Source organism: Arthrobacter sp. NPDC058288 (genome assembly GCF_042880995.1).
Lineage (GTDB): Bacteria > Actinomycetota > Actinomycetes > Actinomycetales > Micrococcaceae > Arthrobacter.
On record NZ_JBHVYH010000001.1, the window covers coordinates 1276092 to 1301941 of the forward strand.

24 protein-coding genes are annotated in these 25850 nt (G+C 65.7%); 18 read left to right on the top strand and 6 right to left on the bottom strand.

Annotated elements, in window-relative coordinates; all coding sequences use genetic code 11:
• The first annotated feature begins 1 nt into the window (after window position 1).
• The 8 genes from ACFVWT_RS06115 (at window position 2) to metE (ending at window position 9137) form a co-directional block, all read left to right on the top strand.
• Window positions 2-940, top strand: a complete 939-nt coding sequence (locus tag ACFVWT_RS06115; RefSeq protein ID WP_390246144.1) for a DUF58 domain-containing protein — start codon at window positions 2-4, stop codon at window positions 938-940.
• Window positions 930-1460, top strand: coding sequence for a hypothetical protein (locus ACFVWT_RS06120; protein WP_390246146.1), 531 nt, complete (start codon window positions 930-932; stop codon window positions 1458-1460). Before ACFVWT_RS06115 ends, ACFVWT_RS06120 begins: the two co-directional genes overlap by 11 nt.
• Window positions 1451-2476, top strand: coding sequence for a VWA domain-containing protein (locus ACFVWT_RS06125; RefSeq protein WP_390246148.1), 1026 nt, complete (start codon window positions 1451-1453; stop codon window positions 2474-2476). Before ACFVWT_RS06120 ends, ACFVWT_RS06125 begins: the two co-directional genes overlap by 10 nt.
• Window positions 2473-3483, top strand: coding sequence for a vWA domain-containing protein (locus tag ACFVWT_RS06130; protein WP_390246150.1), 1011 nt, complete (start codon window positions 2473-2475; stop codon window positions 3481-3483). Before ACFVWT_RS06125 ends, ACFVWT_RS06130 begins: the two co-directional genes overlap by 4 nt.
• Window positions 3480-4250: a hypothetical protein gene (locus ACFVWT_RS06135; protein WP_390246152.1), complete on the top strand. Its 771-nt coding sequence runs from the start codon at window positions 3480-3482 to the stop codon at window positions 4248-4250. The genes ACFVWT_RS06130 and ACFVWT_RS06135 overlap by 4 nt, the downstream gene beginning before the upstream one ends.
• Before the next feature lie 130 nt (window positions 4251-4380).
• Entirely contained in the window at window positions 4381-5238 is an 858-nt protein-coding gene (locus ACFVWT_RS06140) for a CPBP family intramembrane glutamic endopeptidase (protein ID WP_390246154.1), read from the top strand.
• A 385-nt stretch (window positions 5239-5623) separates the two neighbouring features.
• Window positions 5624-6595 (top strand): methylenetetrahydrofolate reductase, encoded by a 972-nt coding sequence (locus ACFVWT_RS06145; RefSeq protein WP_209750549.1) that lies wholly within the window; start codon window positions 5624-5626, stop codon window positions 6593-6595.
• 181 nt (window positions 6596-6776) lie between these two features.
• Window positions 6777-9137: a 5-methyltetrahydropteroyltriglutamate--homocysteine S-methyltransferase gene (gene metE / locus ACFVWT_RS06150; protein WP_390246156.1), complete on the top strand. Its 2361-nt coding sequence runs from the start codon at window positions 6777-6779 to the stop codon at window positions 9135-9137.
• Window positions 9138-9224: 87 nt separating this feature from the next.
• Here the strand turns inward: metE and ACFVWT_RS06155 are convergent, their stop codons facing one another.
• Window positions 9225-9731: a DUF2004 domain-containing protein gene (locus tag ACFVWT_RS06155; RefSeq protein ID WP_390246158.1), complete on the bottom strand. Its 507-nt coding sequence runs from the start codon at window positions 9729-9731 to the stop codon at window positions 9225-9227.
• 111 nt (window positions 9732-9842) lie between these two features.
• On the opposite strand from ACFVWT_RS06155, the gene ACFVWT_RS06160 reads away from it, so the two are divergent.
• The gene (locus ACFVWT_RS06160; protein WP_390246160.1) at window positions 9843-11285 is read left to right on the top strand and encodes an aldehyde dehydrogenase family protein; all 1443 of its coding nucleotides are present in this window, start codon (window positions 9843-9845) and stop codon (window positions 11283-11285) included.
• On the opposite strand, the gene ACFVWT_RS06165 is transcribed toward ACFVWT_RS06160, so the two are convergent.
• Window positions 11282-12196, bottom strand: coding sequence for a LysR family transcriptional regulator (locus ACFVWT_RS06165; protein WP_390246162.1), 915 nt, complete (start codon window positions 12194-12196; stop codon window positions 11282-11284). The two genes, ACFVWT_RS06160 and ACFVWT_RS06165, sit on opposite strands and share 4 nt — an antisense overlap.
• Window positions 12197-12405: 209 nt before the next feature.
• On the opposite strand from ACFVWT_RS06165, the gene ACFVWT_RS06170 reads away from it, so the two are divergent.
• The 9 genes from ACFVWT_RS06170 to ACFVWT_RS06210 all read left to right on the top strand — a co-directional run bounded on the left by ACFVWT_RS06170 (window position 12406) and on the right by ACFVWT_RS06210 (window position 22588).
• On the top strand, window positions 12406-13770 hold the full coding sequence (locus ACFVWT_RS06170; RefSeq protein WP_390246164.1) for an NAD(P)/FAD-dependent oxidoreductase: 1365 nt from the start codon (window positions 12406-12408) through the stop codon (window positions 13768-13770).
• Window positions 13770-14498 (top strand): DUF1365 domain-containing protein, encoded by a 729-nt coding sequence (locus ACFVWT_RS06175; RefSeq protein WP_390246166.1) that lies wholly within the window; start codon window positions 13770-13772, stop codon window positions 14496-14498. The genes ACFVWT_RS06170 and ACFVWT_RS06175 overlap by 1 nt, the downstream gene beginning before the upstream one ends.
• Complete coding sequence (locus ACFVWT_RS06180) at window positions 14495-15886, top strand: class I SAM-dependent methyltransferase (RefSeq protein WP_390246168.1); 1392 nt, start codon at window positions 14495-14497, stop codon at window positions 15884-15886. The genes ACFVWT_RS06175 and ACFVWT_RS06180 overlap by 4 nt, the downstream gene beginning before the upstream one ends.
• Entirely contained in the window at window positions 15883-17121 is a 1239-nt protein-coding gene (locus ACFVWT_RS06185) for a class I SAM-dependent methyltransferase (RefSeq protein ID WP_390246170.1), read from the top strand. The genes ACFVWT_RS06180 and ACFVWT_RS06185 overlap by 4 nt, the downstream gene beginning before the upstream one ends.
• 440 nt (window positions 17122-17561) lie before the next feature.
• Window positions 17562-17807, top strand: coding sequence for a glutaredoxin-like protein NrdH (gene nrdH / locus ACFVWT_RS06190; RefSeq protein ID WP_011692201.1), 246 nt, complete (start codon window positions 17562-17564; stop codon window positions 17805-17807).
• Between the two features lie 51 nt (window positions 17808-17858).
• Window positions 17859-18347 (top strand): class Ib ribonucleoside-diphosphate reductase assembly flavoprotein NrdI, encoded by a 489-nt coding sequence (gene nrdI, locus ACFVWT_RS06195; RefSeq protein WP_390246172.1) that lies wholly within the window; start codon window positions 17859-17861, stop codon window positions 18345-18347.
• Between the two features lie 2 nt (window positions 18348-18349).
• The gene (gene nrdE, locus ACFVWT_RS06200; RefSeq protein ID WP_390246174.1) at window positions 18350-20533 is read left to right on the top strand and encodes a class 1b ribonucleoside-diphosphate reductase subunit alpha; all 2184 of its coding nucleotides are present in this window, start codon (window positions 18350-18352) and stop codon (window positions 20531-20533) included.
• A gap of 91 nt (window positions 20534-20624) precedes the next feature.
• The gene (nrdF, locus tag ACFVWT_RS06205) at window positions 20625-21599 is read left to right on the top strand and encodes a class 1b ribonucleoside-diphosphate reductase subunit beta (RefSeq protein WP_043482004.1); all 975 of its coding nucleotides are present in this window, start codon (window positions 20625-20627) and stop codon (window positions 21597-21599) included.
• 161 nt (window positions 21600-21760) lie between these two features.
• Complete coding sequence (locus ACFVWT_RS06210) at window positions 21761-22588, top strand: VOC family protein (RefSeq protein WP_390246176.1); 828 nt, start codon at window positions 21761-21763, stop codon at window positions 22586-22588.
• A gap of 39 nt (window positions 22589-22627) precedes the next feature.
• Here the strand turns inward: ACFVWT_RS06210 and ACFVWT_RS06215 are convergent, their stop codons facing one another.
• The 4 genes from ACFVWT_RS06215 to ACFVWT_RS06230 form a co-directional block, all read right to left on the bottom strand.
• Window positions 22628-23503, bottom strand: coding sequence for an SDR family oxidoreductase (locus tag ACFVWT_RS06215; RefSeq protein WP_390246178.1), 876 nt, complete (start codon window positions 23501-23503; stop codon window positions 22628-22630).
• Entirely contained in the window at window positions 23500-23898 is a 399-nt protein-coding gene (locus ACFVWT_RS06220; RefSeq protein ID WP_390246180.1) for a YybH family protein, read from the bottom strand. The genes ACFVWT_RS06215 and ACFVWT_RS06220 overlap by 4 nt, the downstream gene beginning before the upstream one ends.
• A 362-nt stretch (window positions 23899-24260) precedes the next feature.
• Window positions 24261-24785: a DUF2087 domain-containing protein gene (locus tag ACFVWT_RS06225; RefSeq protein ID WP_390246182.1), complete on the bottom strand. Its 525-nt coding sequence runs from the start codon at window positions 24783-24785 to the stop codon at window positions 24261-24263.
• A gap of 175 nt (window positions 24786-24960) precedes the next feature.
• Window positions 24961-25686 carry a maleylpyruvate isomerase family mycothiol-dependent enzyme gene (locus ACFVWT_RS06230; RefSeq protein ID WP_390246184.1) on the bottom strand — a complete coding sequence of 242 codons (726 nt, stop codon included), beginning with the start codon at window positions 25684-25686 and terminating at the stop codon, window positions 24961-24963.
• Window positions 25687-25850: the final 164 nt, after the last annotated feature.

Here is a 25850-nt window from a genome sequence, read left to right on the forward strand (position 1 = left end):
CATGTCCAGCCTCCTGACCCGGGTGAAATCGAAGATGTCGATCTTCGCCCACCGCAAGGCACGCGGAATGCTCGACGGCGAATACGGTTCCGTCTTCAAGGGCCGCAGCCTGGACTTTGACGACCTCCGGGCCTACATTCCCGGAGACGAAGTCCGCGACATCGACTGGAAAGCCTCTGCCAGGCACGGATCCCCGCTCATCAGGCGCTATGTTGCGGTGCGGCGGCAGACAGTGCTGCTGGTCACCGATACCGGACGCAACATGGCTGCTTCTGCGCTCGGCGGCGAAGAGAAGAAGGACATTGCGGTGATGGCCCTGGGCGTGGTGGGTTACCTCGCCCACCGTCACGGCGACGTGGTGGGGCTGGTGTGCGGTGACGGGACGTCGACCCGGTGCCTGCCCGCGAAAGCCGGCGAGCCCCACCTGGAACGACTTCTTCGCGAAGTCAACGATGCCACGGCGCTGACCTCGCCTCGCAGCAACATCAGTGAGCAGCTCTCCTATGTGGCACGCAACTTCGGCCAGCGCATGCTGCTCTTCGTTGTGGCCGACGAGTTGGTGCCCGACGCCGGCATGGAGCGGCTGCTGCGCCGCCTGCGCGCCCAGCACGAAGTCCTCTGGCTGACCGTCCGCGACGCGCAACTGGCCGGCCCCGACTCTGCCGGGACCAACTCCGCCGGGCCAAACTCCGCCGGGACGCAGGCGCCTGCCACGGGTCCCGCCGACCGCTACGACGTTGCGGACGCCAGGTTCCTTCCGGGACGCCTCGCGACGTCTGATGCCGTCATCCGGGCCTATGCCGCGGCGCAGGATCAGCGCGACGCCGCCCGGGAGGCTGTGCTGCGGCGGATGGGCATTGCCCACGTCAACGCGGGAAGCAGCCATGATGTAATGCCTGCGGTGTTCTCCCTCCTGGAACGGCACCGCCGTGGGAAATGACTCCGGGTTCTATGGCCCCTTGGAATACAGCGCGTGGCTGCCGTGGACCGGCGTCGGCCTGCTGCTGCTCGTGGCCGCCTGGCTGGCCTACGTCGTCCTGAGCACCCGGCAGCGTCCCGTCCAGTCCGCCGCGGCTCCCTCGGCGCCGCCGCCAAATCCGTCCAGCCTGAAACGAGAGTACCTGCGCCGGATCGATGGTGTGGCCGCTGACGCCGCGGCGGGCCGGCTGTCCGCACGCGCCTCGCACCAGGCACTGAGCCTGCTCATCAGGAGCTTTGTCCGCGACGTCACCGGGATCGATGCTCCGAGGATGACGCTGGCGGAACTCAACCAGCAGAACATTCCGACGGCGGCCCTGGCCGTCAGCAGCCTTTATCCGGCGGAGTTCGGCCCCGCGCCTCGCGACACTGAACCCCGCGCCATCGAACTTCGCGCCCCTGAACCTCGCGCCCCTGAACCCCGCGACAGTGTCGCGATTGCGGCGGAGACGGCCCGGGAGGTAGTCCGGACATGGAACTGATCTTCTGGTGGATGATTCCGGCGGCCCTGCTTCTTGGCGCAGGGACGTACTGGATGGCGCGCAGGAGGCAACGGGGCGGCCAAGCCGCCCGGAGGCCAGTTGCCCACGGCCACCGGCTCACCGAGTTGCCTGAGTACCAGGCCGCGGTGCGGCGCCACCGGCGCTTGCTCACAGTTGCCGCCGTCGCCGGCGGGGTGCTGATGGCGGCAGCCGTGGTGGCAGCAGCACGTCCCGCCGAACGAACCACAGTCAGCCCCGAGCAGCGCAACCGCGACATCATCCTGTGCCTTGACGCCTCGGGGTCCATGAGCAGTGCCGACGCGGCGGTGGTGGACGTCTTCGCCCGGCTCGTCGAGGGATTCGACGGCGAACGGCTGGGCTTGACGGTTTTCGACAGCAGCGCGGTGCAGGTTTTCCCCCTGACGGATGATTACGACGTCGTACGGGAACAGCTTCAGGCAGCGAAGGAAGCATTCGAGGGGGCAGCCGGCAGCGCCGCGTTCCTGGACGGCACGTGGAACGGTGCCGGCTCCTCGCTGATCGGTGACGGTCTGGCCTCCTGCGTGCAGGGCTTCCCGGCAAACGGCGGCGGCGGTACCGGCACGGGTGGGAAGACAACCGACGGCACGGAGGAACGATCCCGCTCCGTTGTACTGGCGACCGATAACTTCATTTCCGGTGAGCCCATCTTCACCCTGCAGGAAGCCGCGGCACTGGCCAAAAAGAAGGACGTCCGGGTCTACGCCCTCAACCCCGGAGACTTCGACTACGGCACGGACCCCGACCAGTCAGGCGTTCAGCTACGCACCGCTGCGGAAGGCACCGGCGGTGCTTACTACCCGCTGGACAGCCCGGAAGCCGTCGCGGAGATCATCCGCAGGGTCCAGTCCACGGAGGCCACTGTCTTCGAAGCCGCCCCGCAAGCCGCCGTTTCGGACCGTGCCGAGATTCCCCTGAGTATTGCTTTGCTGTCCGGACTGGTGCTGGCCGGCGCTACTTGGAGGCTGCGGTCATGACGTTCCAGCCCATCTGGCCGTGGTGGATCATGCTTCCGGTTGTTGTCGCCGTCGTCGTGTTCCTTACGTGGACGGCCGTCCGCGGCCGGCTCCGCGGCGCCGGCCTTCGCGGGTTGCTCCTACCTGCCGGACTTGTGGCCCTGCTGCTGCTGGCGGCGCTCCGCCCGGGTGTGCCCGGCGGGAGCGTCCGGGCCGCGGCAACCGACGTGAACGTTTTCTTCGTGGTGGATACCACCAGCAGCATCTCCGCCGAAGACTATGGCAAAGGAAGTCCAAGACTGGACGGCGTCCGGAAGGACATCATGGCCATAGCCGGGGAGCTGGCCGGGGCCCGGTTCTCCATGATCACGTTCGATTCACAGGCCGTGGTCCGGATGCCCCTGACGACGGACACATCAGCCCTTGATACGTTGACCGGCGTGCTGGAACCCCAGATCACCATGTACTCGACAGGCAGCAGCGTCACTGCTGCCCGGACCGTCCTTAACGAACGGCTGGGGGCAGCGCGGGAGAGCCACCCTGAGCGGGCACGGATCGTCTACTACTTCGGGGACGGCGAGCAGACCAGCGGCAAGGCGCCTGAGCCCATGAACGTGGATGCGTCGCTGGTCAACGGCGGCGCGGTGCTCGGCTACGGCACCGGCCAGGGCGGGCGGATGAAGGAGAAGACCAGCTATTCAACCGACGAAGCCACCGGCTACATCCAGGACCGCAGCGGCGAAAGCGCCGGGGACGCCGTGTCCCGAATCGACGAGGACACGCTTCGGGGGATCGCAGCGCAGCTCGGCGTGCCCTATGTCCACCGTGCTGCCGGGGATGGAGTGGCCCCGATGATGCAGGCTGCCCGGCCCGGCGCCCTCAAGGAAGCAACGGAGTCACTCGAGGGCAGGGTGGAACTGTACTGGGCCCCTGCGCTGGCCGCATTCCTCCTTGCGCTGTGGGAGAGCATCACGGTGCTCCGCCAGCTGAGGCAGCTCAGGCCCGGAAAACAGGAGGCCGGGGCATGATCCGGGAAACGGGCCTGCAACCGTCGCCTGACCTGGGCAAGCGTCGACGGCGCCGTTTGCTGCTGGGATCCGCAGCGCCTGCGCTCATTGCCGTGGCGCTCGCCGTCAAGCTCCTGAGCGTCGGCTACCTGGGCGGCGAGGCGGCGGGATCATTCGGCCGCGGTGACCAGGCCGCCGTAGCGTCCGCGGCATCCGGACTGGGAGTGGCCAACATCGTGGAACGGCACAAAGCACCTTTTGCCGCCGCCGACGCCCTGGTGCTGGGCGGGGACTACGCCGGTGCGAGGGCACTCTTTGAGGCAGCCCTCGCTGATGCCACGCCGGGCGACGAATGCAAGGTGCGCGTTAACCTGGTACTGAGCATCGAACGGCTGGCAGACAATGCCGCCGAATCCGGGGGGTCCGACGCCGAAGCCGGCCGCCTCTACGGCGACGGACTGGCAGCGGTCAAGGCCGCTCCGCCCGGCTGCTTCAGCCCGGAGGGCAGCGACGCCGCCGCCAACGGGGCGGACGGCGAAGGCGACCGCCTCCGGGAAGCGGCACAACGGCTGCAGGGCAAAGCGGACAAACTCGGAGACGCGAGGTCCGGCGCCGAACCCAGGTCCGGAGAAAAGCAGCCGGAGCCCGATCCGGAACCGCAGCAGAGCCAGCTGGACAAGCTGGGGGAGTCGGCCAAGTCCGCGCAGCGCGAACGCAACGGCGGCATGCAGCGGGACGAGTACCTGAGGAATACCGACACCGGATCCGGCACGGACAAACCCTGGTGATCTTCGCGGGTTGCGACCAAATCCCCTAGCGCCGGCAGCCATCCACCACCACGCTGATAGCGGGGGAAGCCGAACAACAGAGCGGCGGCAACGGATGAAAATCGCAAGGAATTTCAACCGGCCTCAATGGATGTGGGCTTCGTGGCTCGTTGCGGCGATGCTCTTGCTGGCATTCCTGGACCTCACTGTCTACGGTTTGGTGATCCCTGCCTCAGCGCTTGTGCTCGCCCTCCTCGCAGGTCCCGGGTTCCGGAGGCCGGGGAGCCAACGGGCAAGAGTCGACAAGGTGGATCTCGCCGTGGTCGCGGTACTGTACCTCGCCGTCGTCGGGCTCTTCCGACTCGCATTCACCGTCTTTACCGCCGCCAACGTCCTGGGCCTTTTCCTATGCTTCGGCGCCGGACTTGTCCTGGGCGTCGCAGGGCCGGTGTTCTACACGGTGCGGCGGCGGCGGCCTTTGTCCGGCTTGGGCCTGTGGCTGGGAAACTGGAAGGAGGCTGTCATCCTGGGCCTTGTCCTGTCCACAATCCAGTTCGCCATCACCCTCTGGGGTTATGCACTGCCGGCGCCCGTGGACTGGGTGCCGCTCCTGGTCATGTCCCTTACTGTCGGGGCATTCGAGTCGATCTTCTTCCGTGGTTTCGTCCAAACGCGACTCAGCGCGAGCCTTGGCCAGGGCCCCGGGATCGCCTTGGCGGCGGCCATGTACGCGGTGTACCACGTGGGTTACGGGATGAGCGGGCAGGGAATGGTGTTCCTGTTCGGCCTCGGCGTCGTCTACGCCGTGGCCTTTGCGCTCGTCCGCAACGTCCTGGTGCTGTGGCCGTTGCTCACTCCGCTGGGTTCGTTCTTCAACAACCTCAACAGCGGGGACATCGAGCTGCCGTGGGAGTCCATCCTTGGATTTGCCGATGTGCTCGGCCTGATGGCCGCCGCAGTGTGGTTGGGGCACCGGAGGTTACGGAAGGCGGCCCGCCGCCGGTCCTGAATCCGCGGGCAGCCGCGCACATCATTCCGGGTGCTGGCCAATTGCGGACGTTTCGGCGAACAATGTTCTGTGAGGCGACGCAACAGAGCGTAAAGGTGCGTCTTAATTCGGAAGCCAGCTTGAACGCTACGGAGCCGGGCCCTAGAGTCTTATACAAGTTACCGAGGTAACGTGTCAGCGATCCTCCGTCAGGAGGGTGTGGGTGCCCCCATGTGGGCCTGACATTTGCTCACGGACAACTTCCTGTCAGGCGTAACAGTCGCGGCTGCGCCCTGCCGAAGTTCACTCCGTGTTCCCAAACTCAAATTCATTGACGGTTCGTTGTTTCCGCGGTCCCATGGACTGAGGCGCAGCTGCCGGCAATGGCCCAAAGCCAAGGACGCAAATGTCTCCACCTAGCCTTATTGACACACATCCGAATCTCTCCGACGCCGCCCCGGTGGCACTCTCGTACGAGCTCTTCCCGCCGCGTTCACCGGCGGCCGCCGAGTCGCTCTGGACCACCATTGGCGAGCTGGAAGCCACGGACCCGGATTACGTTTCCGTGACGTACGGCGCCAGCGGATCAAACCGGGACACCGCCGTCGAACTCATCAACCGGCTCCTGCTGGAAACAACGCTACGGCCGCTGGCCCACCTGACCTGCGTGGGCAACACCCCGGAGGAACTGTCCGAGATCATCGGCGAGCTTCTCGACGTCGGCGTCCGCGGGATCCTGGCCCTCCGCGGCGACCGGCCCAAGGACGGAGCAGCACCGGTCAGCGGTTCCCTTCGGTACGCCCAGGACCTGATCGAACTGATCCGCCGCGTGGAGCAGCGCCGTTCGGCACTGCTGTGTGCCGGCAAAGTGGCGGTCGGCGTGGCCGCGTACCCGACGCGGCACCCGGAATCACCCACTGAAGCCCACGACGTCGAGGTGCTGCTCGCCAAGCAGCGCTCCGGGGCGGACTTCGCCATCACGCAGGTGTTCTTCCACACGGAGCAGTTCGCCGACCTCATCACGAGGGCGCGCCGGGCCGGGGTCACGATCCCCATCATCCCGGGCGTGATGCCCCTGACCAGCGTGCGGCGGCTCAACCGCCTGGCCGAGCTGACCGGCGTCGAACCGGCACCGGAACTGATGGCGCGCCTGGCAGCCGCGGACACCGACGCCGAGCGCCGGCTGATCGGAGTCCGGGCAACGGTGGACCTGGCCAACGCGGCCCTGGATGCCGGAGCGCCGGGCATCCACCTGTACACCTTCAACGAACACGCGTGTGCTCTGGAGGTCCTGGACAAGCTGGCCCTGCCACGCCCCGCCCGCCCGGCGAGCCGGCTCAATGCCATTGCCCGCCGCCACCAGGAAATGGCGAGCTGAGGCGGCTCCGCCCGCCCCACAGCACCGCCGAACAGACCGCCTGAGGCGGCTCCGCCCTCCGGCACACCCACCTGTCGGGGCGCTGCCTGCAGGTCGGCTCCGCGCTCCGGCGCGCCCGTCGACACCGACATTTTCAGCAGCAAACACCCCTGACTTTCACCAACACCCCAAGGAATTCCACATGACTGAGCAGAACACCCCGGCCGTGACCACTCCCTTCCCGTCCGCTTCGATCCTGGGCTACCCGCGCATCGGCCGCCGCCGCGAACTGAAGAAGGCCGTCGAAGCCTACTGGGCCGGCAAGATCGACGCCGCGGCCCTTGACACGGCCGCCAAGGAAATCCAGCTGGGCACCGCCAAGCGCCTGCAGGGTCTTGGCCTGACCGAAGCCGCCGCCGTCCCGGGCACCTTCTCCTTCTATGACCAGGTGCTCGACGCCGCCGCCCACCTCGGCGCCGTGCCTGCCCGTTTCGGCAACCTCCTCAACGCCGAGGGCCAGCTGGACATTGACGGCTACTTCACCCTGGCCCGCGGCAACAAAGACGAACAGCCGTTGGAGATGACCAAGTGGTTCGACACCAACTACCACTACCTTGTGCCGGAAATCGGCCCGGAGACCAACTTCGCGCCGACCTCCAACCGCATCGTCGAAGAATTCGAATACGCCGTCGCCAACGGTGTGGAGACCCGCCCGTACATCGTCGGTCCGGTCACCTTCCTGCTCCTGAGCAAGCCTTCCGACGACGCCCCGGCCGGCTTCAGCCCGCTGTCCCGGCTCGAGGACGTCCTGCCGGTCTACGCCGCGCTGCTGGAGAAGCTGGCCGCCGCCGGAGCCAGCTGGGTCCAGCTCGACGAACCCGCCCTCGTGGTTGACCAGGAAACCTCCGTCGAAGAGATCCAGGCCGCCGTTGCCCGCTCCTACGAGGCGCTGTCCGCTGTCGCCCAGCGCCCGCAGCTGTTCGTTTCCACCCCGTACGGCGCATTGAACGGCCAGCTCGGCACGCTCGCCGCCACCAACATCGACGCCCTGCACATCGACGTCTTCAAGGGCGCTGTTCCGTCCGCTGCGGCACTCGCCGCACTGGGCAACAAGACCCTCGTTGCCGGCGTCGTGGACGGCCATAACATCTGGCGCAACGATCTCGCCTCCTCTGCGGACAAGATCGCCGAACTGAAGAAGTCAGTGGCCAAACTGGCCATCAGCACCTCCACCTCCACCCAGCACGTCCCGCACGACGTCGAGGAAGAGACCCAGCTGTCCGAGCAGCTCCGCAGCTGGCTGGCGTTCGCCGACCAGAAGGCCGTTGAAGTAGCAACCCTCGCCGGCCTGCTGACCGACGCCGCCGGTGTTGGGACAAGCTCAGTGCAGACTGCCATCGACGAAGCCACCCGCATCATCGCCTCCCGTGCCGCCGCCGAGGGTGTGCAGCGCGCCGACGTCCGGGCCCGCACCGCGGCCCTGACCCCGGCCGACTTCAGCCGCTCCGAGTACCCGGTCCGCGAGGCAGCCCAGGAAGAGGCCCTGCACCTGCCGCCGCTGCCCACCACCACCATCGGCTCCTTCCCGCAGACCTCCGAAATCCGTTCGGCCCGGGCCCGTAACAACAAGGGCGACCTCACCGACGAGCAGTACGAGCAGCTCATGAAGGACGAGATCAAGCGCGTTGTGGAGCTCCAGGAAGAGCTCGGCTACGACGTCCTGGTCCACGGGGAGCCCGAGCGCAACGACATGGTCCAGTACTTCGCCGAGAACCTCGAAGGCTTCGATGTCACGGTCCACGGCTGGGTCCAGTCCTACGGCTCACGCTGCACCCGCCCGTCCATCCTGTGGGGTGACGTCACCCGAAGCGCCCCCATCACGGTGAAGTGGGCCGAGTACGCCCAGTCGCTGACGAGCAAGCCGATGAAGGGCATGCTCACCGGTCCGGTCACCATCCTGGCCTGGTCCTTCGTCCGCGACGACCAGCCGCTGGGCGAGACCGCCAACCAGGTCGGCCTGGCCCTGCGCGACGAAATCGCCGACCTCGAAGCAGCCGGCATCAAGGTCATCCAGGTCGACGAGCCGGCACTGCGCGAACTCCTTCCCCTGCGCAAAGCGGACCAGGCCGCGTACCTGGACTGGTCCGTGAACTCGTTCCGCCTGGCCACTGCCGGTGCTGCCGATTCCACGCAGATCCACACCCACCTGTGCTACTCGGAGTTCGGCGCCATCATCGACGCGATCGACGGACTGGATGCCGACGTCACCTCGATCGAGGCCGCACGCTCCCGCATGGAAGTTGTCCACGATCTCGAGTCCCACGGCTTTGGCCGCGGCGTTGGCCCGGGCGTCTACGACATCCACTCGCCGCGCGTCCCGGGTGAGCAGGAAGTCACCGAGTTGCTCAGCACCGCCGTGAAGCACGTCCCGTCCCGCCAGCTCTGGGTCAACCCGGACTGCGGCCTGAAAACCCGCGGCTACGCCGAGACCGAAGAGTCCCTGCGCAACCTCGTCGCGGCCACCAAGACGGTCCGCGCTGAACTGCTCGAAGCAGCCAAGTAGGGCTTCTTCAGGCTCAACCACTGCACAACGCCCGACGGCGGCCGGTCACCACAGGTGACCGGCCGCCGTCGGACTTTAACAGTCGGTTTAGGACTCCCAGACGATTTCGTCGTCGACGACGCCGTCTTCGTCAGCGGAGGCCACCAGGACTTCGTCGGTGAAGTGCTCGCCCAGGGTGAAGTCGAGGACGAAGTAGCGTTCGGGCTGGCCGGGGTAGATACCCACGTGGCCTAGTTTCAGCGCTTTCAGGAACACGGCATTCGTCAGCTGGCTCTTGTCTTCCACGCCAAACACCTTCCGGAGGTGCTCATCCTTGATGGCGTTGCAGTGGAAGTGCCGGTACTCCTGGGGGCTGGTGCCCTCCTGCTCCAGCTCCTCGGCGATCATGTCCCGCACCTGGTCCACAAGCTCGGGCAGATACCGCAGCCGGTAGTCCACCTTGTGCATGGCCGCCTCGTCGAAGTGGTCGTGCGCATTGATGTTCAGGTCCAGCTCCACCGGCTGGCCGCCCAGTTCATGCCGCGCTGCGATGTTGTGGTCCCGGCCGTGGTTGAGCTCGATTTCACCAAAGTGCCGGCTCGCTACCTTGTTCATATGTTCAACATAGTCCTCTCGGCCAGTCCATTCCAGCATCGGTGATTTTTATCTGGCGCTGTACCCGGGCTGCAGCCCGCGCCTGCGCCATGGCACGGGTACATTGATCGGATGCACACTCCTGCCGCCGCCGTCGCCCGATCCCGCGAGCTTTTCGACAGCGGGGTGAGCCGCCCCCTGGCATGGCGGCTGGAGCAGCTGGGCAATCTGCGCAGGATGCTAGCCGAACGCCGTGAGGATTTCGCCGGCGCACTGCTCAGCGACCTGGGCAAGCACCGGAGCGAATCACAGCTGACCGAAATCGGCTTCGTGGCCGCGGAAACGGCCCACCTGGAGCGGCACCTGGCTGCGTGGCTTCGCGCCCGCCGGGTGGACGTGCCGCTCGCTGTGCAGCCGGGCCGGGCCTGGACTGAGCTGACACCGCTCGGAGTAGTCCTGGTCATAGGGACCTGGAACTACCCCGTCCAGCTGACGCTGGCACCGCTGGCCGGAGCCCTGGCAGCCGGGAACACCGTGGTGCTCAAGCCGAGTGAGCACGCCCCCGCAACATCTGCCGCCCTGGTCCGCTGGCTGCCGGACTACCTGGGCGGCGCCGCCGAAGTGGTGGCCGGAGGCATCCCGGAAACAAAGTCGTTGCTGGCAGAGCGTTTCGACCACATCTTCTTCACCGGCGGGCAGGACGCGGCCCGGGTGGTCATGCGGGCCGCGGCCGAACACCTGACGCCCGTGACCCTGGAACTGGGCGGCAGGTGCCCGGCCTTTGTGGACAGGACCGCAGACCTCGCGACAACGGCCGGACGCATTGCCTGGGGCCGGTTCATGAACGCAGGGCAAACGTGCGTCGCACCGGACTACGTGCTGGCCGCCCCGGAGGTTCTGGATGCGCTGGAACCGCTGCTGGTGGACGCCATCACGGCCATGTTCGGCAAGGACCCGGCGTCCAGCGCCTCCTACGGCCGCATCGTGGATGACCGGCACTTTGAAAGGATCGCTGAACTGGCGGACGGCAGCACCGTGGTGCATGGCGGCCAGCGTGACCCCGGCAGCCGGTATTTTGCCCCGACCCTGCTGCGGCCCGCCCCCGGCGACGCGGTCCTGGGCGAAGAAATCTTCGGTCCGCTGCTGCCGCTGGTGCCGGTAACCGGGCGGGACGAAGCCATCCGTATGATCAATTCCGGCTCCAAGCCCCTGGCCGTCTACGTCTTCAGCAAAGATGACGGAGTGCGCAGCGCCTTCGCGGCGGAAACCTCCTCGGGTGCACTGGCCTATGGAGCGCCTGCGGCACACCTTACGGTCCCGGGCCTCCCGTTCGGCGGGGTTGGCGGCAGCGGCATCGGGGCATATCACGGCGAACATTCCGTGCGGACGTTTTCGCACGAACGGGCCGCCCTGGACAAACCGATGTGGCCGGACACCCTCAGGCTGGCCTATCCGCCCTATGGCACAGCGAAAGACAAGGTACTGACCGCCTTGCTGTCATTTGCCGGGCGGGTGCCGGGCCGTGCGAAGGACCGGGATGCCAGGGACCGCCGTGCGAAGGGCCGCGAGTCCTAGCGGGCTGTTCCCATGCTGTGCAGGGTGTCAGCCAGGAGTTCGACGAAGAGCTGCACCCGCGCCGTCCGCTTGTCATTGATCAGCAGGGCGAAGACGTTCCGTGCCAGCCGGATCTCCGGAACGTCCAGGACCACCACCCCGGCAGGCCGGTGACGCAGGGCAAGCTCAGGGACCAGTGCGGCGCCCAGCCCCGCGGCGGCCATTTCGAGGCTGGCATGGAAATCGTCGCTGTAGGCCACTACGCGGGGGTGCAGGTTGCAGCTGGCGAACAGCCGTTCAATGACCGTGGCGTCGCTGGTGCCCGGGTGGTGGACGATCCATGGCATATCGGACAGATGGTCCGCCGCCACTTTGGCCTCGGCACGGAAACCCCAGGCTGCCGGCAGCACCACACGGAATTCGTCGTCGCCGATCCATTGCCGGTTCACGGTGTGGGGCCATGCCAGCCCGGACTGGCCCACCTGGTAGACCAGGGCCACATCTAGTTCGCCGCCAGTGCGCAGCCCCTGGATGGTCTGGGACGGCTCAGCCACGGACACCCTGAGGTCGATGCCCAGGTCCTTCCACTTCGGGTTCTGCAGGATCCGCGGCAGCACATAGGTTGCCAGGCTGGGGAAGATGCCCAGCCGGAGCTCCTGGTGGGTGGCGTCGTGCGTCCGGGAGGCGGCCGCCATGAGCGCCTCAATGTCGGTGAGGACCTTGGCGGCGTGCCGCGTCATCACCAGGGCGGCCTCGGTGGGGTGGATGCTCCTGGCTGACCGCTGGAAGAGGTCCACGCCCGTGTCCCGTTCCAGGGCGGACATCTGCTGGGACACCGCGGAGGCCGTATAGCCCAGCCGGTTGGCGGCCGCCGCGAATGAGCCAAGGCGGGTGACCTCCACGAGGGTCCGCAAATGAACGGGGTTGATCAATGGTTGCCCTTCGCCTCGGAAATCCCGCTTCATTGTGGCATATCGCCCGGCAGCCCCGGAATGTCGCGTCAGGAGGCCCGCGTTCATGGGGCAGAATCGCGTCAAGGGGCCCGGCTGGAATTTGCAGTCATCCGGGAGCCCGTCGGTGACGAATTGTCCATAAGACGATTCATCAGGACGATTCAGGCTAAGCCAACAGGAGCAGATCATTGTCGCAAGAAGCTAGGATTCCGGATGGCCGGCGGGTGGCCGTCATCGGCAGCGGCGTAGCAGGACTGACCGCGGCATATGTCCTGAACCAGCGGGACAACGTGACGTTATTCGAGGCGGACTCCCGGCTGGGCGGGCATGCCCACACCCACGATGTGGAGCAGGACGGCGGCCCGTCCCTCCGGGTGGACACCGGCTTCATCGTCCACAACGAACGCACCTACCCCACGCTCCTGCGGCTCTTTGCGGAGCTGGGCGTGGAGACGCAGGACTCCGAGATGAGCATGTCCGTACGCTGCGACGGCTGCGGCCTGGAATATGCCGGCGCCCGTGCCAAGGGACGCGGCATCATTCCCCGTCCGTCCACCCTGCTGCGCGGCCGGTACCTGCTGATGCTGCTGGAGGTCACGCGCTTCCACCGCCGCGCCCGTGCACTCCTTGCCGGGGCGGACCGTGGTGCTGCCGGCGGAGGGGAGGCGGAACTGACGCTGGGGGAGTTCCTCGCCCGGGAGAAGTTCAGCAGCTACTTCATCTCGCACTTCATGACCCCGGTGGTGAGCGCCGTCTGGTCCTGCGACCCGGCCACCGCGCTGGCGTACCCGGCCCGCTATCTGTTCACTTTCCTCGCCCACCACGGGTTGCTCGGTGTGTCAGGCTCACCGCAGTGGCGGACCGTCAAGGGAGGCTCGAGGACCTACGTGGATAAGCTGGCCGCAACACTGACGGACATCCGGCTGTCCAGCCCGGTCGCCTCGGTGCGGCGCCACGGTGACGGCGTTGAGCTGACCACCGCGAGGGGCACGGAGTACTTTGACGCAGTGGTGATTGCCACCCACCCGGCCCAGGCGCTGAGCATGCTCGCCGATGCCTCCGCAACCGAGCGCGAGGCGCTCGCCGGCATGCCCTACTCGGTGAACCGGACATTGTTCCACCGCGACGAAGCCGTCCTGCCGCGCAGCGCAAACGCCCAGGCGTCCTGGAACTACCGTCTGCCGTCCTGCGACGCACGTCCGGACAAGGTGCTGGTCAGCTATGACATGACGCGCCTGCAGCGACTCGAACCTGCCGACGGCGGACGCTACATCGTGAGCCTCGGGGAATCCGAACTCATCGCCGACGGGACGGTACTGGACCGGATGGTCTACGAGCACCCGCAGTACACGCCGGATTCGCTCCGGGCACAGCAACAGATCCTGGCCCTGGGGGACGAACACCTGGCCTTCGCCGGCGCGTACCACGGCTGGGGCTTCCACGAAGACGGTGCCCTCTCCGGCGTGAAAGCGGCTGCCCGGCTTGGCCGGAACTGGGAGGAACAGCCGGTCTCCGGTCCCGGGCTGCAGAGCGTCACAGCGGAGGTCGCCTGATGCAAGGGGCAGCCATCTACCGGACGTCCATAGCCCATGTGCGGCGCACACCCCTGCAGAATGCCTTTACCTACCGCAGCTACAGCTGGTATGTCGACGTCGACAGGCTTCCGTTACTTCCGTGGCCGCTCCGGCCGCTGGCCGGTTTCCGCGTCTCGGATCATCTTGGCGACCCGGCCGGCTCGCTCCGGGGCAATGTCGAACGGTTCCTGCGGACCCGGGGAATAGAGCTCGACGGCGGCCGGATCACCATGCTGGCCAGCGCCCGGGTGTTCGGCCACGTGTTCAACCCGCTCAGCCTGTTCTGGTGCCACGACGCCTCCGGAGCCCTGCGCTGCGTGGTTGCGGAAGTCCACAACACCTATGGTGAACGGCACTGCTACCTGCTCGAAACGGACCACTCCGGAAGGGCGAGTGTTCCCAAAGCGTTCTACGTTTCCCCTTTCAACGACGTCGAAGGCCAGTACCGGATGAAACTTCCGGAACCGGGGGAGCGGCTCGCAGTATCCATCGTCCTGGAGCGCGCAGGGCAGAAGCCCTTCGTGGCAACGGTCGACGGCGAACGCCGCGAGGCAACCGTGCCAAACATCCTGTCCGCCGCGCTCGCGGTTCCGCTGGCACCGCTCCGGGTGTCCGCCCAGATCCGCTGGCAGGGCATCAAACTTTGGGCACGTCGGCTGCCCATCATCAAACGACCACAACACCCTTCACAGGAGGCAGTACAGTGACCATCACCGAAGCTACCGGATCCGCAGCGGGGCGCGGACAGGGCGAAGGCCACACTGGCCGGGTTCCCTACTCGGTTCCCCGGCCTCCCGTCACTATCGACGCCGACATCTGGCCCAGCATCGCCACTACACCGGACAGCCTCAAGGCACGGGTGGCCGGGCGGATTGCGGACGCCATCTTCAAAGCTGCCGTCAGGACGCTCCCGCTCGAGGTCAGGTACCCCGACGGCACTGTCCTCGGCAGGGCGGCGACCGATCCCTCCCCCGGCAGTCAGTACCCCGTCATGACCATGAACCGGCCGGAGGCCTTCGCCGCCCGGCTGGGGGACGGCGGGCTGATCGGACTGGGCGAGTCCTACATGGCCGGCGACTGGGACGCGGACGACCTCACCGCCGTGATGGAAGTCTTCGCAGCCCGCGTCGGGACCCTCGTGCCTGAGCCGCTGCAGAAATTGCGCGCCCTCTACCTGCCGCGCCAGCCGCGCCGGGAACGGAACACCGAGCAGAACACCCGCTCCAACATCTCCCGCCACTACGACCTCTCCAACGAACTTTTTTCCTCTTTCCTGGACACCACCATGACTTACTCCAGTGCGCTGTTCCCGGAACGGGGCGACGCCCTGCGGACCGTCGGGTGGGACGGTTTCGCGGACGCGCAGCAGGCGAAGATCGACCGGCTGTTGGACAAAGCCGGCGTCGGCGAGGGAACGCGCGTGCTGGAAATCGGGACCGGCTGGGGCGAACTGGCGCTGCGGGCAGCTGCCCGCGGCGCCACGGTGTATTCGGTCACACTGTCCAGCGAGCAGCAGGAACTCGCCCGGCAGCGCGTGGCCGAGGCCGGTTACGCCGACGCCGTCAGCATTGAACTCAAGGACTACCGGGCGGTGGAAGGCGAGTACGACGCCGTCGTCTCGGTGGAAATGATCGAAGCCGTCGGCTACGAATACTGGGCCACGTACTTCCAGACGATCGAGCGCGTCCTCGCCCCCGGCGGCAAGGTGGCCATCCAGGCCATCACCATCGCGCACGACCGGCTGATCGCCACCCGGACAAGCTACACCTGGGTGCACAAGTACATCTTCCCCGGCGGCGTCATTCCGTCCGTCCGGGCCATCGAGGAAATCACCGAGAAGCAGACCGGGCTCCGGGTCCGCGAACGCCTCGCCATGGGCGAGCACTATGCGCAGACCCTGCGGCTCTGGGAGGAACGTTTCATGTCCCGAGCGGACGAGGTTTCGGCCATGGGCTTCGATACGGTCTTCCAGCGGATGTGGCTGTTCTACCTCTGCTATTCCAGGGCAGGCTTTGAGACGGGCTACCTCGACGTCCAGCAGATTGTCCTGGACCACGCAGCATCCAGGCGTGCAACCGGCGGAGCCGCAGTATGACGGCGCCGCTCGCGGACACCATCGCCGAGGTCCTGCGCCCGGTGGTCGGCGGGGAACTTCCCGTCCGGCTCAAGGTGTGGGACGGCAGCGAGGCGGGCCCGGCCGATGCTCCGGTAGTGCGGCTGAAGGATCCCGACGCCATCCGTCGGCTGCTGTGGGCGCCGGGGGAGCTCGGGGCAGCCCAGGCGTACGTCACCGGCGAACTGGACGTCGACGGCGACCTGAACTCAGCCCTGGAACACCTCTGGAAAGTTGTCCGGGAACGCGGACTCTCCGGGATCCGTCCCACGCCGGCGGTCCTCGCAGGCGTGGGCCGGATCGCAAAGGCGGCAGGCGCCATCGGCACTCCGCCGCAGCCCCCGGCGAGCCAGGCCCGGGTAAGAGGAAAGCTCCACAGCCTTCTCCGGGACCGGGCGGCCATCAGCCACCGCTACGACCTCAGCAACGAGTTCTACGGCCTCATCCTGGATCCCCAGATGGCCTACTCGAGCGCGTACTGGACGGACTCCTCCGAGAACTACGGGCTGGAGGACGCCCAGCGGGACAAGCTGGACCTCGTCTGCCGGAAAATCGGGCTTAAGCCCGGCATGCGCCTGCTCGATGTCGGCTGCGGCTGGGGTTCGCTGAGCCTGCACGCAGCACAGCACTACGGTGCCGACGTCGTGGGTGTCACGCTTTCCACGGAACAGAAGGCCTTCATCGACGCCCGGATCGGCGAACGCGGACTGGAAGGCCATATGGACATCCGGGTCCAGGACTACCGCGAGATCCCGGACGGGCCGTTCGACGCCGTCGCCTCCCTGGAGATGGGCGAACACGTGGGCCAGCGCAACTACCCCGTGTATGCAGCTGCGTTGTTCAATAACGTCGTTCCCGGCGGGCGCGTTCTGGTCCAGCAGATGTCCCGGCGCGGAAAGCACCCCGGGGGAGGGCCGTTCATCGAATCCTTCATCGCACCGGACATGCACATGCGCCCGGTCGGCGAGACCCTCGGTTTCCTGGAGGGTGCCGGCTTTGAGGTCCAGGCCGTGGAGGCAATGCGGACGGACTATGTGCGCACCCTTGAGGCCTGGTACGCCAATTTCGAGGCGAACCAGGAAGCCGCCGTCGACATGATGGGGGAGGAGATAGCGCGCGTCTGGCGGTTGTATCTCGTCGGTGCGCTGCGCAGCTTCGCCGAAGGCAGGATGGGCGTGGAACAGATCCTCTGCAGCCGGCCGGACCAGCGCGGCTGAGCCCTACCGGCCGGTAGTCTCCGGCCGCCAGCCCGTTCCGTTCATCACATCGGGGGTCCTGAAAGAGCTTCGGGGCCCCTTTTGTGTGCCCTCCGACACGCCAGCCGCACATCGGCGACACGCCGTCTGCCGTACGACACGCGGGGGGATTAATTGTGGCTAACTCCTCCACAGGGTGTGGATTTCGTCCATTAAAACAGCTGAAACACGGACATTTTTCAGCCCCCGGCCTGTGGATTAACGGTGCATTAAATGACATACTTGTAATACATCATGTTGGGGTCCGCATCGGGACCGTGCACTACATGTAGTATCGACATACAGATTGAGCGGGACGCAGGACCGGCATCGAGCAGGGGTTTCAGATCCGGGCAGTGTCTACCGCAACGATGATCCAGAGACTTCAAAAAGCAGTGACTTCAACAAAGGGGACAGGAACCATGACCGTTACGGTTTACACGAAGCCGGCCTGTGTTCAGTGCAACGCAACGTACCGCGCGCTGGACAAGAAGGGCATCACTTACCAGAGCGTCGACATCTCCCAGGATGCGGATGCCCTTGAGCGGCTGAAGGCCCTCGGCTACATGCAGGCCCCTGTCGTGGTCACTGACCAGGATCACTGGTCAGGCTTCCGCCCGGACAAGATCGAGGAGCTGGCGCTGAGCGCGGCCGCATCCGTGGCCTAGGTTCCACCCGCCGTTTCCGGCAAAGAACTTTACGTAGATGAGGTGACTCCCATGGCAGCGCCGGCACTTGCCGATGCGCCGCTCGCAGCAGATGCTGTGAATACGACGCCCATGAACCGGACATCCAGTCACCTCATCTACTTTTCCTCGGCTTCCGAGAACACCCGGCGCTTCATCGAGAAGCTGGGCCGGGATGCAGCCCGGATCCCACTGCATCAGCGTGAAGCTGAACTTGTCGCTTCCGAGCCCTTCGTCCTGGTGGTTCCCACCTACGGAGGGACCGGCGGCGAGGGCTCAGTGCCGAAACAGGTCATCCGGTTCCTCAACAACCCGCAGAACAGGACTCTGATCCGCGGGGTGATTGGCGCAGGAAACACAAATTTCGGGGACAACTACTGCATGGCGGGTGACATCATCGCCTTCAAATGCCAGATACCGCACCTCTACCGCTTCGAACTCATGGGGACGCCTGAAGACGTCCGCCTGGTAAACCAAGGATTGGACAAGTTTTGGACACTACTGTCGCAGACACAGAAGTAACCATGTCTGAGGGTCAGGGCTCCCGCGCGGGGGCCGCCGTCGAGAAGACCGCAGAGAAGCCCCCGCTGCCCGCCGCCTACAAGGGGCTGGGCTACCACGAGCTGAACGCCATGCTGAACCTGTATGGACCGAACGGCGAGATCCAGTTCGAAGCGGACCGTGAAGCTGCGCACCAGTATTTCCTGCAGCACGTGAACAACAACACCGTGTTCTTCCACGACCTGGAGGAAAAACTCGACTACCTGGTGAAGAACCAGTACTACGAGCGCGAGACGCTCGACCAGTACACGATGAACTTCATCCGCGAGCTCTTCAACCGCGCCTACAAGAAGAAGTTCCGCTTCGAGACCTTCCTGGGCGCTTTCAAGTTCTACACGTCCTACACGCTGAAGACGTTCGACGGCAAGCGCTTCCTGGAGCGCTACGAGGACCGCGTCTGCATGGTTGCCCTGCACCTGGCACGCGGCGACGAGCAGCTTGCCCTGCAGATGGTTGACGAGATCATCGAAGGCCGCTTCCAGCCGGCCACTCCGACGTTCCTGAACGCCGGCAAGAAGCAGCGCGGCGAGCTGGTCTCCTGCTTCCTGCTCCGCATCGAGGACAACATGGAGTCGATCGGCCGGTCCATCAACTCCGCCCTGCAGCTGTCCAAGCGCGGCGGCGGCGTGGCGTTCGCGCTGACCAATATCCGCGAAGTCGGCGCACCGATCAAGCAGATCGAAAACCAGTCCTCGGGCGTCATCCCCGTGATGAAGCTCCTCGAGGACAGCTTCTCCTACGCCAACCAGCTCGGTGCCCGCCAGGGTGCCGGTGCCGTGTACCTGCACGCCCACCACCCGGACATCTACCGCTTCCTGGACACCAAGCGCGAGAACGCGGACGAGAAGATCCGCATCAAGACCCTCTCGCTCGGCGTCGTCATCCCGGACATCACCTTCGAGCTGGCCAAGCGGGACGAGGACATGTACCTGTTCTCCCCGTACGACGTCGAGCGCGTGTATGGCATGCCGTTCTCCGACGTCTCGGTCACCGAGAAGTACTACGAGATGGTGGATGATTCCCGGATCAAGAAGACCAAGATCAAGGCGCGCGAGTTCTTCCAGACCCTCGCCGAGATCCAGTTCGAATCCGGTTACCCGTACATCATGTTCGAGGACACCGTGAACCGGGAAAACCCGATCGACGGCAAGATCATCATGTCCAACCTGTGCTCCGAGATCCTCCAGGTTTCGCAGCCCACCACCTACCACGATGACCTGTCCTACGACCAGACCGGCAAGGACATCTCCTGCAACCTGGGCTCGCTGAACATTGCGAAGACCATGGATTCGCCGGACTTCGGCCTGACCATCGAGACGGCCATCCGCTCGCTCTCGGCTGTGTCGGACATGTCCAACATCACCTCGGTGCCGTCCATCGCCCGCGGCAACGACCAGAGCCACGCGATCGGCCTCGGCCAGATGAACCTGCACGGCTACCTGGCCCGCGAGTGGGTCCACTACGGTTCCGAAGAAGGCCTGGACTTCACCAACATCTACTTCTACTCGGTGGTGTACCACGCCGTCCGCGCCTCCAATAAGCTGGCCATCCAGACCGGCCAGACCTTCGGCGGCTTCGAGAAGTCCAAGTACGCCTCGGGTGAGTTCTTCGACAAGTACACGGAGCAGGAATGGGTCCCGCAGACCGAGAAGGTAGCGGAGCTGTTCAAGAACATCCACATCCCCACCCAGGATGACTGGCGCGAGCTGAAGGCTTCCGTCATGGAGCACGGCATCTACAACCAGAACCTGCAGGCCGTTCCGCCGACGGGCTCGATCAGCTACATCAACAACTCCACCTCCTCGATCCACCCGGTGGCGTCCAAGATCGAAATCCGCAAGGAAGGCAAGCTGGGCCGTGTGTACTACCCGGCGCCGTACCTGACGAACGACAACCTGGAGTACTACCAGGACGCGTACGAGATCGGCTACGAGAAGGTCATCGACACCTACGCCGCTGCCACGCAGCACGTGGACCAGGGCCTGTCCCTGACGCTGTTCTTCAAGGACACCGCCACCACGCGTGACATCAACAAGGCCCAGATCTATGCCTGGAAGAAGGGCATCAAGACCATTTACTACATCCGTCTCCGCCAGCTCGCGCTGGAAGGGACTGAGGTTGAGGGTTGCGTCAGCTGCATGCTTTAATCTTCAACTAAATCGTGACAGTACGACGGCGGGCGCCCGCCCGCCGTCGTACGCTTTAACCAAAGAACTAACCCAACATTGAGGGGATGACATGACCGAGAAGGTCAAGCTGCTTAGCCACGTCGAGGCCATCAACTGGAACCGCATCCAGGACGACAAGGACGTGGATGTCTGGAACCGCCTCGTCAACAACTTCTGGCTGCCGGAGAAAGTGCCGCTGTCCAACGACGTCCAGTCGTGGGCCACGCTGACCCCGGACGAGCAGCAGCTCACCATGCGCGTGTTCACGGGCCTGACCCTGCTGGACACCATCCAGGGCACCGTCGGCGCCGTCTCGCTGATCCCGGATGCGATCACCCCGCACGAAGAAGCCGTGTACACGAACATTGCCTTCATGGAGTCCGTGCACGCCAAGAGCTACTCCTCCATCTTCTCCACGCTGGCCTCCACCAAGGAGATCGACGAGGCGTTCCGCTGGTCCACCGAGAACGAGAACCTTCAGAAGAAGGCCCAGATCGTCATGGACTACTACCAGGGCGACGACCCGCTGAAGCGCAAGGTGGCCTCCACGCTGCTGGAGAGCTTCCTGTTCTACTCGGGCTTCTACCTGCCCATGTACTGGTCCTCACGCGCCAAGCTGACGAACACGGCAGACCTGATCCGCCTGATCATCCGTGACGAGGCCGTGCACGGCTACTACATCGGCTACAAGTTCCAGAAGGGCCTGGAGAAGGTCTCCGAGGAGAAGCGCCAGGAAATCAAGGACTACACCTTCGAGCTGCTCTTCGAGCTGTACGAGAACGAAGTCCAGTACACGCACGACCTCTACGACTCTGTCGGCCTGGCTGAGGACGTCAAGAAGTTCCTGCACTACAACGCGAACAAGGCCCTGATGAACCTGGGCTACGAGGCCATGTTCCCGGCTTCCGTCACCGACGTGAACCCGGCCATCCTCTCGGCCCTGTCCCCGAACGCGGACGAGAACCATGACTTCTTCTCGGGTTCGGGTTCGTCGTATGTGATCGGCAAGGCCGTCAACACTGAGGATGAGGACTGGGACTTCTAGTCTTCTTTTCTTACACTCGACGGGAAAACAGGAGCGGCCTCCGCGTGCTTGCGGTGGCCGTTCGGTTTTAAGGACATCAGGCGTGGATGGACTAGCAGTTCGGGCAGGGTACCCGACCGGATCCTGGCTCGCTAGGCTTTGCCCATGGACGGGAGCCAGTCATGACCGAACGGACCTACCCGCAGGGCGTCCCGTGTTGGATCGATACCGAGCAGCCTGACGTCGAAGCCGCCGCAGAATTTTACTCCGGACTCCTCGGCTGGACGTTCGAGGACGTCATGCCGCCGGGAGCGCCCGGCCGTTACTTGATAGCAAAGCTCGACGGCCGGGAAGTCGGCGGGATGGCCAGTACCCACGGCGGTACCGCGGTGTGGAGCACCTACATAGCCGTCGAGGACGCGGATGCCGCAGTGCAGCGGCTGGTCGTTGCCGGTGCCACGGTGCGATCGACGCCCGCCGATGCGGGAGAAGGCGGCCGAAGTGCTGTCCTGAACGATCCGGAGGGTGCCGAGTTTCGCATCTGGCAGGCCCGGCTACGCTTAGGGGCACAAGTGGTCAACCTGCCGGGGGCGTGGAATTTCAGCGACCTCCACACGGCTAACCCCGGCGCGGCCGTTGCGTTCTACGAAGACGCGTTCGGTTGGCAGGTCGACGATCTTGGCTTCGCGATGATGATCCGCAGGCCAGGTTATGGCGACCACCTTGAGGCGACAGCCGATCCGGGCATCAGGGCGAGGCAGTCCGGGCTGGCGGCCCCACCCGGCTTCGAGGACGCGATCGCCTGGATCGCCCCCACGGCCCCCGACGAACCGCCGCACTGGCACGTCTCGTTCACTGTCGCCGACCGGGACCAGATTGTGGCTGAGGCCCGGCGCCTCGGTGCCCAGGTCCTCCGCCAAAACGACACCGAGTGGACGCGCACGGCACTGATCCGGGATCCCCAGGGAGCGGAGTTCACTGCCAGCCAGTTCGCGCCCGCGACGGGATGAACCGTCCTGCAGAGGTGTCGGAAGGAACACGCGGCCCGGTCAGCCCTTTGATTGCGTGTCGAGCACGGTGATGTCCAGGGGCATGCGGTTCGCCCGGCGGAGGCGACCGGCTACTAAACTGCGCACCCCGCGGGACACCATGGTCGTCTTAGTCAGGTACCGGAACTCGCCCGAGTCCGAGGTTACGAGGTCCAGGAGGGGGCGCGCGGCGTCGTCCGGAGTCTGCCCCCACAGTCCAACGACGACCTGCAGCCCGCCCAGTCGATGCTCGTACCCCGGCTGGGACGTGACGTGCCCCAGCATGTTCGTCACCACCAGTCCCGGGTTCAGGCCATGCACCCGGACGCCGGTGCCTTTGGTCTCCAGCCTCAACGTCTCGGTGAACTGGCGGACCCAACACTTACTTGACGCATAGGCGTTCTGGAGCGCCACCGGCCCCTGATCGCCTTGGCCGTAGACGTTGACGAGGTCGCCGCGGCCTTGGCCGAGGAAGACGGGGAGGGCAATCCTGGACCCGTGGAACGTGCCGAGGATGTTCGTGCGCACCACTCGCGTGAAGTCGTCAACCGGTGTGGATGCCGTGGGTCCGAAGACACCGGAGACTCCGGCGTTGTTGACCCAGATATCGAGCGTCCCGTAGCGGAGGGCCTCGTCGCGCAGGGCCTCCACGTCAGCCAGTTCACCGGTGTCGCAGCGACGTCCGGACGCCGCGATTCCTTCAAGGTGCAGCCGTTCGACGGCGGCCGCAACGTCGACGTCCGACCTGGACGCCAGGACCACCGTCGCGCCGTGCTGCCCCAGCAACCGGGCCATGGCAAACCCCAGACCGCGGGTCGAGCCAGTTACGACGGCCACGCGTCCGCGGAGGACGTCCCGTTGAACGGACACTTGCGGGGTGCCGTTATCGGTCTTCACTCGGTCACGGTGTCGGCGTGCCGATGCGCCACCTTCCAACCGCCGTCTTCGCGGCGATAGACCTGCGTGGCGCGCAGCGTGTAGCTACGCGGCTTGCCGTCGACAGAGGTCGAGACATGCTCCAGGCCCGCAGTGTAGGCCATCGCGCCGACCACGTCATAGGCCTGTAATTCGAAACTGTAGGACGTGCAGTCGGAGAAAGACATTTCGAGGGCAGTGAAGGCTTCGTCGATCTCCTCACGGCCGTACGCATTGCGCCATGCGCCCAGGATGCTCACCGGTTCATTCCGGGACCAGAGTGCCCGCCGGGGCGTCGCATCGCCGTTATGAAGCGCCCGTTCCGCTTCGTACAGTGCGGATTTAACCCAGGCTAAGAAATCGTCGGCGTCAGTCATAATTCAGTATGCCCCTGGCTCAGAGCATTGCACAGGGCGTCGAGCATCGCGCAGAATCGTTCCGTACCCGTCCAGCAGGGCGGGGTCATCCGTGCGTCCAGCAGTGACAAAACCGGGACTGTGACCAGAACCTGCGCCCTCGGGGACGGGACGTCCCCGCCCAAGCCGGTGACGCCGTCGGCCGTCCCGCTGCCGGCGCCGGTGAGGCCAAAGCCCGGGTTGCCTCCACAAAGCCGGCAGCCAGCCTCACCTTCAAAGCAACGGTCCGGCCCTCCGGCCGGGCCAATTCGGCGAGACCGTCCAGGCAATCATCCGCCAGATGCCGCTGCTGGAATCGCCATCAGCCCTTGCCGTGCAGGGTATTACGTTTCATTCGGCCGGTGATAGGAGGAGCCTGTGGGGGTGCGTTCCAACAGCCCGAAGTCGACGAGGTAGCGGCGCAGCAACACGACGTCGTCCGTGTAACTGAGAAGCCGTTCGTTTACCTGTCTTTCCGCTAAGTCTTCGCCAGGCTCGATGGCATCGCTGGCAATCCACGCCAGGAGCTCCCGTCGTTCCGCCTTGTTGGCCGGGTACCGCTCGATCCTGCCCAAGCGCATGAATCGGTGCAATCCGGTCTGCGGCTGCCGCCGGGGTTGCTGCGTGAGGAGATCGCGGAAGATTGCCCCTGACGCCTCCAGTTCGCCGGCAGCGTTGGGTTCGACGAGCCCGGACTCGAGCAGGGCAGCGATGGCCCGGTTTCGCCGTTGGTCGTTCAGGTCAGCGATCGCTTCGGGCAGCCTTGCGCCGAGCACGACTTGGGCGTAAGCCGTCCGCGCATCATCGTTGCCGAGGGCTGCCACTACCCGCCGCCAGTGCGGTCCGCCCTGCCTCGTGTGCCCGCTCATACCATCTTCCCCCCGCCTCTGCCGGCCTCCGTAACATTGGCCGCCAGGCACGATCGTAGCCTTGCGCGACTATGGCTGACAGGGCCCCCGCTGGTGTTCCGGCACGTTGCGCAGGCATCGTCGGCCCGGCAAACGGCCCGGCGCGCACGGCAGGCAATAGGACGTTTCAGGCCCCTCAGGGTGTGAGCGGCCCCCGCAGGACGCGAAGTGCCAGGTCTGCGTCGCCGTCGATGATTGCCGTGTCCTGGAGGCTCGCCCTGCCCCACAGGCCCAGGTACATGTCCGCCACCGGCGCGGTGAGAGACGCCGCCGCGGGTCCGCCGCCCACGGTCCAGTGGCCTGCGCTGCGCTCGTCAAAGCCGACCCCGTCAACGCCCGGGACATGGAACGCGACCGCCTGTTTCGGAGGCTGCATCCGCTCCAGCCGCATCTGTCGCGGAGTGAACATCGTGAGGACCTCGTCGACGCCGTCGAGCATGAAATCCGCGGCAGGAACCGGTGCTGCCCGTCCGGACGCGCGGCTGGCGTCGATGAGGTGTATGGCGTGCTCGTGCGCCTGGCGTCTAAGCCAGAAACCAGCCGTGCGCGGCGGCGGGCCAAAGTTCCAGCACGGCGCCGCCGGGTCCAGGCCGGTCATTGTCTCGAAGAACGGTGCGGTGCCCTCGACGAACCATGCGGCGGCTCCTGTCGCCGGCGGTGACGCCTCCTCAACGTACTGTCCGCCGTCAACCACGGCGGCGGCCCAGCGTTCGATGGAGCCGAGGTGCCCGAACAGCTGCTCCAGTGTCCAGCCAGGGCACGCCGGAACCGGACGGGACAGCACGTCGTCGGGCTGGCGGGCAACGGCCGTGAGACTTTCAAGGAAACCGGCCAGCTCGGCCAAATAGCGATCAGGCGACATGCCATGAGCCTACGGGCCAAAATGTTCTCCCCAAAAGCAGATCTTGCGTGGCCCGGATAGGGCCGTCGGGGTCCGGCACACCCGGCAGTCCGTGGGCCGGCTGCTCAACCCTTTCCAGGCAAAGGCGGCGAAGCTACGGCAGGGCCCGGCCCTTGCCCCGTGAC